Below are 9,966 nucleotides of genomic sequence, written 5' to 3'. Positions count from 1 at the left end.
CAGGGGGGAGTCAGAGCTTGTGCGCGCTGAGGAACTCATAATGCGGCCGGCATTCGTCACGCACGTTTGCCGCTTCGCCCGTCAACGCCGGCAGCGGCCCTTCGCGGCCATCAAAGCCGGTGGAAGCCAGCACCCGGCCATACCAGTGCGGCGCCCACACGCCATCGGTGTCGCGGGGGCCGGCGGGCCAGTGCAGCATGGAGTCGGTCCACGCGATGCCCAGCGCCGCGCACAGGCGGGAGAGCGTCCCTGCCGGGTCGGCCAGCACATCGGCCGAATCGACCACCGGCGGAGCGTGGCCCAGCCGGTCGGCTTCCGCTTCGAACCAGGCGCGCTGCTGGGCGAACCCCAGGCCTTCCGCCGTCACCACCTCCCGCTTTTCGGCGTAGGAGGCGATCACCCGTTCCGGCGCGCGGATCAGGAAGGCGTGTTGGAAGCCCTTCAGATCACCCAGTGCTACCTCCCCGACCATGTGGTGCACCATGTGCTTCTGGTACCATATTGGCTTCGCGCACGGCCCGGAAAGCGCGGCGGTGACGCTGAGCCAATCGCAGTCCATGTCGGCGATCACGTCGCCGGCCATCGGGTGATCGTCGCCGGTGTGGTGAAGGTAGGCGCCGTAAAACGGCTCGTCACTCACATGGCAATCGCCGCGCGCCCCAAAGCTGCGCATCATCGCCGTCGACAGGTTGCGCGGCCCTGACCACATTGCAATCCGGGTGGTCACAGCCGGCCCCGCGCCGTGACGTCGGCTTCGATCAACGCGCGATACAGGCCCTGCAACCGCGCCACCATCGGGCCGCGCGCATCGGTCAGTTTGCGGCCATCGATGCTGGTCACGGGCACCACGCCGGCAAAGGTGCCGGTCACAAAGGCTTCGCTCGCGGAATAGACGTCGGTCAGCGAGAAATTCTTCTGGAAAACCGGGATGCCATTGTCCTCACACACCGCGATCACGTTGCCGCGCGTGATGCCGGCGAGGCAATAATCGCCCGACGATGTCCACACTTCCTCCACCCCGCGGCGGTTCTTCTTCACGATGAAGAAATGCGTGCTGTTGCACGTCGCCACAAACCCGTGCGGATCCAGCATCAACGCCTCGTCCGCGCCCGCTTGCGTCGCCTGGATGCAGGCGGTGATGCAGTTCAGCTTCGAATGACTGTTGAGCTTCGGGTCCTGCACGTCCGGGTAACCGCGCCGCACGTGCACGGTAGCGAGACGGATGCCCTTCTCGATGGTGGCGGGCAGCGGGTCCTTGTACTCGGCGATGATGACGATGGTGGCGGGTGAGACCACCACGCGCGGATCCTGATAGGGGGTGGAACGCAGCCCGCGCGTCACCATAAGCCGGATATGGCAGGCGCTCATCGCGTTGGCGTCGATGGTGTCGTAAATGCGCCGCTCCAGCTCCTCGCGGCTGATGCCGATATCCATGTAGATGGCCTTGGCGCCTTCCCACAGCCGATCGAGATGTTGATCCAGAAACGCGATGCGGCCGGCGTGGACGCGCAGGCCTTCCCACACGCCGTCGCCCAGCATGAAGCCGGAATCGAACACGCTCACCATCGCCTCGGCGCGGCGGAGCAGCTGGCCATTGACGTTGATCAGGATCGTCTCGTTGCGCGTGTCCGCAACGAAATCATGGGTACCCAGGGATGTGGTCATGGTTGGTTACTTCTTGAACAGGCTGTCGGCGGCAGCGCGGAATTGCGCTGCGCCTTCGCGCTTGGCTTTCGTGCGCACCAGCTCCGCTTCCAGCCCGGCGATGCGCTCGTCGAGATCGGCGATGGAGAGGCGATCGAGGTCTTCTCGGGCCAGATCGGCCAGCAGGTCACTCTTCTTCTTGGGCAGGTCGGCTTCGTCGAACATGGTCCAACGGTTGACCGCGCGGGCTGCCCTGTCAATATCCGGCGCATGACCATTCCCACAACCATGACCGCCATCGACCCCGCTGCACCGGGAGGGCCGGAGGTGTTGCAACCCGTCTCCCGCCCCGTCCCGCAGCCCGGGCCCGGCGAAGTGTTGGTGAAGGTGGCGGCGGCCGGCGTGAACCGGCCCGATGTGCTGCAGCGGCTGGGACTCTATCCGATGCCGCCTGGCACGCCGACAATCATGGGCCTGGAAATCGCCGGTACCGTGGTGGCGGTGGGCAGCGAGGTAACGCGCTGGCGGCCGGGTGATGCGGTGTGCGCGCTGGTGGCGGGCGGCGGTTATGCCGAATATTGCACGGCGCCGGCCGGCCAGTGCCTGCCCGTGCCCGCCGGCATGAGCATGACGGATGCCGCCGGCCTGCCGGAGACCTGGTTCACCGTCTGGTCCAACGTGATGGACCGTGGCCGGGCACGACCGGGGGAGACGATCCTGATCCACGGCGGCACCAGCGGTATCGGCATCACCGCGCTGCAACTGGCGAAGGAAGTCGGGCTGACCGCGATTGCCACCTGCGGCAGCGATGAAAAATGCGCGGCGGCCGTGGCACACGGTGCGGCGCATGCGATCAATTACAAGACGCAGGACTTTTCGGCCGAAGTGCTGGCGCTGACCGGCGGCAAGGGCGTCGACATCGTGCTCGACATGGTGGGCGGCGATTATGTGCCGAAGAATATCGCCTGCATGGCCGACGATGCCCGCCACGTGAGCATCGCCTTCCAGCGCGGGCCAACGGCGGAAGTGAACCTGGGGCTTGTGATGCGCAAGCGGCTGGTGCTGACCGGTTCCATGCTGCGCCCGCGCCCCATCGCCTTCAAGACGGCGATCGCCGAAACGCTGGAAGGCGTGATCTGGCCGGCGTTCGAGGCCGGGCGGCTGACGCCGGTGACCGACATGGTGTTCCCGCTCGCCGAAGCTGCTGCCGCCCATGCGCGGATGGAGGCTGGCACACACGTGGGGAAAATCGTGTTGCAGGTCAGCTGACGATACCCCTTGGCGCGAAACGCTCTTCCCGCCATTCGTCGCTGGTCAGCACCGCCTGCAACGCCTCGAGCGCCAAGCCGATATCGGCAAAACGGGTGGTCAGCGCCGGGAAACCGAAACGCATGGCATCGGGCGGGCGCATGTCGCCGATGACACCGCGGGCGATCAACGCGGTCATCAGGCGACGGGCTTCAGGGTGGCGAATGATGACGTGGGCACCGTGGCGAACAGCGGGTGGCGCGTCCACTGTGACGCCGGGCAGCGTTGCCGCGCCGGCGGCAAAGAGGTGGACGAGCTGGCGCGACTTTGACTCGGCGGCGGCAAGATCGATGCCGTCGAAGGTCGCCACCCCGGCCTCCAGCGCGCGCATGGCTAGGATCGGCGGCGTGCCGGTGAGCAGGCGGCGCGCGCCGGCGGCAGGGGCGTAATCGGCGGTGAAATCGAAGGGGGCGGCGTGGCCCATCCAGCCGGTGAGCGCCGGTTCTGCCGTGTCCCAGTGGCGGCGGGCCATATAGGCGAAGGCCGGCGCGCCGGGTCCGCCATTGAGAAATTTGTAGCCACAGCCGACCGCGAAATCGGCCCCATCGGCATCGAGATTGACCACCAGTGCGCCCGCCGAGTGCGACAGATCCCACAGGCTGAGCGCGCCGGCCTTGTGCGCAGCAGCGCTCATCGCGGCCATGTCATGGACCTGGGATGCCACGTAATGCGCATGCGTCAGCAGCAGTAGCGCCACATCGCCATCCAGCGCGGCGGTGAGATCGGCACGTTCGACGCGCTTCAGCGTGACACCGGCCAGCTGCGCCAACCCCTGCATCACATAGGCATCGGTGGGGAAGTCGCTGGCCTCCATTAGGATCGTGCGGCGGCCAGGCCGCAGCGCCAGCGCCGCGCTGGCAAGCTTGAACAGGTTGAGGCTGACCGAATCGCAGGCCACCACAGATGCGGGCTCGGCGCCGACGATTGGCGCGATGGCGGCGCCCAACGAGACCGGCAGATCGATCCAGCCGGCATCATTCCAGCTGCGGATCAGGCCATCGCCCCATTCGCTTGCCACTGTCTGTGCCAGGCGCTCGGGCAGGGCGGCGGGCAATGGCCCCAATGAGTTGCCGTCGAGATAGACGATCCCCGGTGGCAAGCGGAAGCGGGCGCGGGCGAAGTAGAGTGGATCGGCAGCATCAAGCGCGGCCAGTTGGGCGGGGGAGGGCAACATAGAGCGCCCTTGCGCCACAGTGCGCCCTCCATTACAAGCTGTCTGTGTCAAGCCGTCCCGCAAGGGGCGGCTGTTTTTATTCCGCAAAGGAGCCAAGACCATGGCCACCACCCTGCCCCTGATGCAGCATGCCACCGCCGCCTGGCTGGTGGACAACAGCGCGCTCACCTTTTCGCAGATCGCCGATTTCTGCGGCCTGCACATCCTGGAAATCCAGGCGATCGCCGATGATACCGCCGCCACCAAGCTGAAGGGCCGCGATCCGATCCGCGCTGGTGAATTGACCCGCGAAGAGCTGGACAAGGGCGAAGCCAACCCGGATTACGATATCAAGATTTCGCGCATGCCGGAACAGGCACGCCGCACGTCGGGCCCGCGTTACACGCCGGTGTCCAAGCGCCAGGACAAGCCGGATGGCATCTTGTGGATCATCAAGAACCACCCGGAAATCACCGACGGCCAGATTTCCAAGCTGATCGGCACCACCAAGACGACGATTGCTGCCATCCGCGACAAGAGCCATTGGAACTACGCCAACCTCCAGCCGCGTGACCCGGTGACGCTGGGCCTGACCAGCCAGCGCGAAATGGATGCGCTGGTCGCCGCTGCCGCCAAGAAGGCCGGTATCGACACGACCGTCGATCCGGAGAAGGTGGAAGCCGATCGCGCCGCGCTGATCAATCAGCTGCAGGCCGAACGTTATGCCGCCGCCAATGCGCCGGAAACGCCGGTTTCGAACACGCCCGGCACCGCGCTGGAGCAGGGCGAGGCGCTGTTCCGCCGCTGATCCTGCGCTTGCGCTGAAAATTCAAAGCCCGCTCATGCCCATGGCGTGAGCGGGTTCTTCATTCCTCGCGCCCGCCCAGCGGCAGCGGCAGTTCGCGCGGCGGCTCGCGGTCGAGCAGGCCAGCGGCCTTCAGATCCGCCATACCGGGCAGGTCGCGCCGGCTGGTGAGATTGAAATGGGCAAGGAATTCCGGCGTCGTTGCATATTGCAGCGGCCGGCCGGGGGTTTCGCGGCGACCGGCGGGACGGACCCAGCCAGCTTCCATCAACACGTCGATCGTGCCGCCGGAAACCGCAACCCCGCGGATTTCCTCGATTTCCGGTCGCGTCACCGGCTCGTGATAGGCGATCACCGCCAGTGTTTCGACGCCGGCGCGGCTGAGTTTCTTCACCGTTTCGCGGCTGGTGCGCAGGAAATGGCCGAGATCGGGCGCGGTCTGGAACTGCCATTTGCCGCCGCGTTCGACGAGGTTGATGCCGCGCGGTTCGTAACTGGTGGCGAGCGCCCGCAGCGTGGGCAAAAGGTCGCCGCGTTCGCCGACATGGCGGGTGATCTCGGTCAGGCTCAAGGGCGCGTCGGCCGCGAACAGGATCGCTTCCAAGGCGCGGGTCAGGGCGAAATCCACAGTCTCGTCAGTCATGACGGGCCCTCAGCAAGATGGGGGCAAAGGCGACGCCCTGGCTGAGCGTCGCCTTGCCCTGACGGGTGAGTTCCAGCGCGGCGACAAAGCTGGAGGCCAGCACCGAGCGGGCATAAGATTCGTCCGCCAAATCGGCCGGCAGGAAGCGCACAAGCTCCGTCCAGTCGATGCTGCGGCCCAACAAATGTTCAAGCCGTTCAATGGCTTCATCCAGCGCCATTACCGGCCGGCGGCGGACGACATGGACGGAGCGTGAGCGCCGCGCGGTAATTGCGCCATAGGCGGAAAGCAGATCATAATAGCTGCATTCAAAGGTGGCGCGCTTCTCTTCGGCCAGACCTTCCGGATTGGGGCGGCGGAACATGTCCCGGCCCAGCTGCGGGCGGGCGAGCAGTTTTTGGCCGGATTCGCGCATGGCTTCCAGCCGTTGCAGCTGGAATTGCAGTTTCAGCGCCAGCTCAGCCGGATCGGGTTCGGCCTCCGGGTCCTTGGGCAGCAGCAGCAGGGATTTCAAATAGGCCAGCCAAGCAGCCATGACGAGGTAATCGGCGGCCAGTTCCAGGCTGAGCGCCTTGGCGTCGCGGATGAAACCCAGATATTGATCGACCAGCGCCAAGATGGAAATCTGCGCCAGATCAACCTTTTGCGCCCGCGCCAAGGTGAGCAGCAGATCGAGCGGGCCTTCCCAGCTGCCCAGTTGCAGGATCAGCGTGGCCGTTTCCGGTGCGGCCCGCACCGGCAGATCGAACTGCTCGTCCGCTTCGATCACGCCAGCGCCAGCAGAGCGTCGCGGGCGGCGGCCCATTCGGCGACAGGGGTGGAATCGCCCCGTGCTTCACCGCTCCCCATCCACGCCATGGCGGCAGCGAGGCGCGTCGCGGCGGCGTTGCTCATCACCGGAGCGGCTTCGACGATGGAACGCATCTCATTGAAATCACCCGAACAATGCAGGGCGATGTCGCAGCCGGCATCGAGGCTGGCGAGCGCGCGGGCGCCGAAATCCTGCAAGGCGTTGCTGCCCGGCGGGTGGCCGCCCGATTGCGGGTTGCCGAGGGCGTGCATGCCCAGATCATCGGACATCAACAGGCCGCCGAAGCCAATATCCTGGCGAATGAAATCAATCACATCCGGCGAAAGCGTGGCGCAGCGCGCGGCGTCCAGCGCGGTGTAGGTGATGTGGGCGGTCATCGCCATCGGGGCGTCGGCGAGGCGGCGGAACGGCTCGAAATCGCGCTCCAGCTCTTCGCGACTGGCGGTGACCACAGGCAGTTCCAAATGGCTGTCCGCCCGGGCGCGGCCGTGGCCGGGGATATGCTTGACGACGCCGCAGATGCCGCCGGCGCGGAAGCCATCAAGCACCGCTTTGCCGAGCGCGGAGACCACCATGGGTTCCGTACCGAAGCTGCGATCACCAATGATATCATGGCCTTGCGTGTCACGCACGTCGAGCAGCGGCAGGCAATCGACGTTGATGCCGAGGTCCTTCAGCAAGGCTGCCAGCGCCAGCGCATTCAACCGGCAGGCCTCGATCGCGGTAATCGGCGCCTTGTCATAGAGCAGGCCAAAGCGCTCGCCGGTCGGGAACTCCGGCCAATGCGGCGGGCGCAGGCGGGCGACGCGGCCGCCTTCCTGATCGATCAGGATCGGCACATCGCGGCCGGCCAGATCGAGCAAACTCTGGGTCAGCGCGCGCACCTGATCCGGCGAATCGACGTTTCTTTTGAACAGGATATAACCGGCCGGATTGGCGGCGCTGAACAGCGCGCGCTCGTTGTCATTCAGGGCAAGGCCGGCGAGCCCGAGGAAAAGCGGCTGCATCACTTCTTCACCTCGCAGGCGCCCTTGACTGCCAGGATGGCCTTGCAGGAGGCATCGGGATCAGCGGCCGTGCCGCGCACCCGCCACATTGTCTTGCCGCTGGACGAGGTCAGTTTCTGGATCTGCTTGGCCGTAAGCTTGGCCTTGCCGGATACCCGGGCCCATTCCTCTTCGGCCTTGGCCTCGCTCGAAAAGGCACCGATCTGCACCGTCTTGCTGCCGGTTGCTGCCGGCGGGGTGACGGGCGCTGGCGGTTTGGTGACGGTTTTGGGCGTTGCGCTGGCGGCGGCTGGCGGTTTGCTGGCGGGCGCCGGCGGTACCGCAACGGGCCTGGCTGGCACTGGCTTCACGGCCACGGGCGCCGGCTGCGGCACCGCGGGTTTGGCCAGCGGGCGGGCGGGTGCCGGCCCGGCCGGCATCACCTGCACCTGCACCGGCTGGCCAGCTGGCGCGGCGGGCGGCGGCGCTGCGCTGCCTGGCGGCAGCAGATCACGCGGCCGGCCCAGCGGTTCTTCGGGCAGGGCGCCCATGTCGATCACCGCGCCCGGATTCTCGCCGCGCACGGCTTCATGGATCACTTCGCCGTCGCCCTGCACATCCATGCCCTGACGATCAGCGGGCGGCACCTTGTAGGGGCCGGCATCGGCTTCGATCAGCGGTGCCTGATCGGCTTCCATATAACCCTGGGACGAGCCGCCATCGCGCCGGCCGAGCAGCATCAGCAGCGCCACCGCCGCCACCGCGCCCAGCGCCAGCACGGCGATGATGATGTTGAGCAGCGGGCGCTTCTTTGGCGCGGCCCGCAGCGCCGCCGCCTCAGCCAGCCAGGGGGCGTCTTCGTCCCTTTGCGCCATCAGTGCAGCTCCTCGGCAGCGGCCACCCCGATCACCGCGAGGCCGTTCCTGATCACCTGCCCCACCGCGCGCGCCATGGCCAGCCGCGCTGCGGTCAGATCAGGCCGATCGGCCAGCACGAAGCGACGGGTCGCGTCATCATTGCCGGCGTTCCACTGGCTGTGGAAGGCGGCGGCGAGATCGCCCAGGTAAAAGGCGATGCGGTGCGGCTCACGGGCATCGGCGGCCTGTTCGACGATGCGCGGAAAGTTGGCGGCCATTTTCACGACGTTCAGCTCATCGGCGTCGAGCAGCGTCAGGTCCGGTTCCGGCAGGGCCACGCCCGCCTCAAGCACCTTGCGGCCCAGCGAGGCGATGCGGGCATGGGCGTACTGGACATAGAATACCGGGTTGTCGCGGCTCTGTTCCACCACCTTGGCGAAATCGAAATCCATCATCGATTCCGGCCGCTTGGTGAGCATGACGAAGCGGACCACATCCTTGCCCACTTCCTCAACCACTTCGCCCAGCGTCACGAACGTGCCGGCGCGCTTGGACATCTTCACCGGTTCGCCGGCGCGCAGCAGCTTCACCAGGTTCACGATCTTGATATCGAGCGGCACGCGGCCATCGGAAAGCGCCTTCACCGCCGCTGTCATCCGCTTCATATAGCCGGCGTGATCGGCGCCGAAGATGTTGACCAGCGCGTCATAGCCCCGGGTCAGCTTGTCCCAGTGATAGGCGACGTCGCCGGCGAAATAGGTCCAGTTGCCGTTCGATTTCTGCATCGCCCGGTCTTGATCGTCACCGAAATCGGTCGAGCGAAACAGGGTCTGCGGGCGGGCTTCCCAATCGTCGGCAGCATCGCCTTTCGGCTTTTCAAGCACGCCTTCATAGATCAGGCCCTTGGACTTCAGCGTGTCGAGCGCGTCCTGCACCTTGGTGCCGAGCGAGGCTTCGGAGAAGAACACTGACTGTTCGATGCCGAGCAGGGCCAGATCGGCACGGATACGCTCCATCATCAGGGCGACGGTGCGGGTGCGGAACAGGGCCAACCAATCGGCTTCGGGCGCGTTCACATGCGTGTCGCCGAACTCGGCGGCCAGCGCCGCGCCCACCGGCACCAGATAATCGCCGGGGTAGAAGCCTTCCGGGATCTCGATCGTCTCACCCAGCGCCTCGCGATAGCGCAGGTGGGCGGAACGGGCGAGCGTATCGACCTGGCCGCCGGCATCGTTGATGTAATATTCCTTGGTCACGTCCCAGCCGGCATATTCCAGCAGACCCGCCAGGGCATCGCCCACCACCGCACCGCGGCAATGGCCCATGTGCATTGGCCCGGTGGGATTGGCGGAGACATATTCGACGTTGATGCGCTTGGCCTGGCCCACGTTGGAGCGGCCATAATCGCTGCCGGCGCCGAGCATGGCGTTGATCTGTGCGTGCCACACGCTGTCGGCCAGCTTCAGGTTGATGAAGCCCGGCCCGGCCACTTCGGCGGCGGCGATGCCCGGCTTTGTGCGCAGGGCGGTGACCAGCGCTTCGGCCAATGCGCGCGGGTTCATACCCGCAGGCTTGGCCAGTACCATCGCGGCATTGGTGGCCAGATCGCCGTGGCTGGCATCGCGCGGCGGTTCCACGGTGACGTTGGCATGGGACAGGCCGGTGGGCAGGGTGCCAGCGTCGGTCAGCTCAGCCAGCGCCGCCTTCAGAACGGCGGCATAGTCGGTAAACAGGTTCACGAGGGTCTGCTTTGCATGAA

At 66.3% G+C, this 9,966-nt stretch carries 11 protein-coding genes; 2 read left to right on the top strand and 9 right to left on the bottom strand.

Going from position 1 to position 9,966, the window contains the following annotated elements; genetic code table 11:
* Window positions 1-10 precede the first annotated feature (10 nt).
* From G566_RS0111830 to G566_RS0111820, 3 genes are read right to left on the bottom strand one after another with little or no spacing between them, the layout of a single operon-like run.
* Window positions 11-727 (bottom strand): sulfotransferase-like domain-containing protein, encoded by a 717-nt coding sequence (locus tag G566_RS0111830; RefSeq protein ID WP_156874515.1) that lies wholly within the window; start codon window positions 725-727, stop codon window positions 11-13.
* The gene (locus G566_RS0111825) at window positions 724-1,665 is read right to left on the bottom strand and encodes an aminotransferase class IV (RefSeq protein ID WP_022680880.1); all 942 of its coding nucleotides are present in this window, start codon (window positions 1,663-1,665) and stop codon (window positions 724-726) included. Before G566_RS0111825 ends, G566_RS0111830 begins: the two co-directional genes overlap by 4 nt.
* Window positions 1,666-1,671: 6 nt before the next feature.
* The gene (locus G566_RS0111820) at window positions 1,672-1,869 is read right to left on the bottom strand and encodes a DUF1192 domain-containing protein (protein ID WP_022680879.1); all 198 of its coding nucleotides are present in this window, start codon (window positions 1,867-1,869) and stop codon (window positions 1,672-1,674) included.
* A 45-nt stretch (window positions 1,870-1,914) separates the two neighbouring features.
* On the opposite strand from G566_RS0111820, the gene G566_RS0111815 reads away from it, so the two are divergent.
* Window positions 1,915-2,913, top strand: coding sequence for an NAD(P)H-quinone oxidoreductase (locus G566_RS0111815; RefSeq protein ID WP_022680878.1), 999 nt, complete (start codon window positions 1,915-1,917; stop codon window positions 2,911-2,913).
* Here the strand turns inward: G566_RS0111815 and G566_RS0111810 are convergent.
* Complete coding sequence (locus G566_RS0111810; protein WP_022680877.1) at window positions 2,906-4,126, bottom strand: kynureninase; 1,221 nt, start codon at window positions 4,124-4,126, stop codon at window positions 2,906-2,908. The genes G566_RS0111815 and G566_RS0111810 overlap by 8 nt on opposite strands.
* A gap of 100 nt (window positions 4,127-4,226) precedes the next feature.
* On the opposite strand from G566_RS0111810, the gene G566_RS0111805 reads away from it, so the two are divergent.
* Window positions 4,227-4,913, top strand: coding sequence for a DUF1013 domain-containing protein (locus G566_RS0111805; protein ID WP_022680876.1), 687 nt, complete (start codon window positions 4,227-4,229; stop codon window positions 4,911-4,913).
* A 58-nt stretch (window positions 4,914-4,971) separates the two neighbouring features.
* On the opposite strand, the gene scpB is transcribed toward G566_RS0111805, so the two are convergent.
* The 5 genes from scpB to argS are packed head-to-tail and all read right to left on the bottom strand — an operon-like array spanning window position 4,972 to window position 9,946.
* Window positions 4,972-5,553 (bottom strand): SMC-Scp complex subunit ScpB, encoded by a 582-nt coding sequence (gene scpB / locus G566_RS0111800; RefSeq protein ID WP_022680875.1) that lies wholly within the window; start codon window positions 5,551-5,553, stop codon window positions 4,972-4,974.
* Window positions 5,546-6,358: a segregation and condensation protein A gene (locus G566_RS0111795; protein WP_022680874.1), complete on the bottom strand. Its 813-nt coding sequence runs from the start codon at window positions 6,356-6,358 to the stop codon at window positions 5,546-5,548. The genes scpB and G566_RS0111795 overlap by 8 nt, the downstream gene beginning before the upstream one ends.
* Window positions 6,319-7,371 carry a glycoside hydrolase family 3 N-terminal domain-containing protein gene (locus tag G566_RS0111790; protein ID WP_022680873.1) on the bottom strand — a complete coding sequence of 351 codons (1,053 nt, stop codon included), beginning with the start codon at window positions 7,369-7,371 and terminating at the stop codon, window positions 6,319-6,321. Before G566_RS0111790 ends, G566_RS0111795 begins: the two co-directional genes overlap by 40 nt.
* Window positions 7,371-8,225 (bottom strand): SPOR domain-containing protein, encoded by an 855-nt coding sequence (locus G566_RS0111785; RefSeq protein WP_022680872.1) that lies wholly within the window; start codon window positions 8,223-8,225, stop codon window positions 7,371-7,373. Before G566_RS0111785 ends, G566_RS0111790 begins: the two co-directional genes overlap by 1 nt.
* Window positions 8,225-9,946 carry an arginine--tRNA ligase gene (gene argS / locus G566_RS0111780; RefSeq protein ID WP_022680871.1) on the bottom strand — a complete coding sequence of 574 codons (1,722 nt, stop codon included), beginning with the start codon at window positions 9,944-9,946 and terminating at the stop codon, window positions 8,225-8,227. The genes G566_RS0111785 and argS overlap by 1 nt, the downstream gene beginning before the upstream one ends.
* Window positions 9,947-9,966: the final 20 nt, after the last annotated feature.

Origin of the sequence: Sandarakinorhabdus limnophila DSM 17366 (assembly GCF_000420765.1) — a bacterium.
In the GTDB taxonomy this organism is placed as follows: domain Bacteria; phylum Pseudomonadota; class Alphaproteobacteria; order Sphingomonadales; family Sphingomonadaceae; genus Sandarakinorhabdus; species Sandarakinorhabdus limnophila.
This window is presented reverse-complemented; position numbering and strand designations above follow the sequence as displayed.

What these genes read in the sequence shown, in the direction of transcription:
- G566_RS0111810 (WP_022680877.1), bottom strand. Translation starts at nt 4,126, where the DNA reads ATGTTGCCCTCCCCCGCCCAACTGGCCGCGCTTGATGCTGCCGATCCA.
- G566_RS0111820 (WP_022680879.1), bottom strand. Translation starts at nt 1,869, where the DNA reads ATGTTCGACGAAGCCGACCTGCCCAAGAAGAAGAGTGACCTGCTGGCC.
- G566_RS0111785 (WP_022680872.1), bottom strand. Translation starts at nt 8,225, where the DNA reads ATGGCGCAAAGGGACGAAGACGCCCCCTGGCTGGCTGAGGCGGCGGCG.
- G566_RS0111795 (WP_022680874.1), bottom strand. Translation starts at nt 6,358, where the DNA reads ATGGGCCGCCGCCCGCGACGCTCTGCTGGCGCTGGCGTGATCGAAGCG.
- scpB (WP_022680875.1), bottom strand. Translation starts at nt 5,553, where the DNA reads ATGACTGACGAGACTGTGGATTTCGCCCTGACCCGCGCCTTGGAAGCG.
- G566_RS0111825 (WP_022680880.1), bottom strand. Translation starts at nt 1,665, where the DNA reads ATGACCACATCCCTGGGTACCCATGATTTCGTTGCGGACACGCGCAAC.
- G566_RS0111815 (WP_022680878.1), top strand. Translation starts at nt 1,915, where the DNA reads ATGACCATTCCCACAACCATGACCGCCATCGACCCCGCTGCACCGGGA.
- G566_RS0111805 (WP_022680876.1), top strand. Translation starts at nt 4,227, where the DNA reads ATGGCCACCACCCTGCCCCTGATGCAGCATGCCACCGCCGCCTGGCTG.
- G566_RS0111790 (WP_022680873.1), bottom strand. Translation starts at nt 7,371, where the DNA reads ATGCAGCCGCTTTTCCTCGGGCTCGCCGGCCTTGCCCTGAATGACAAC.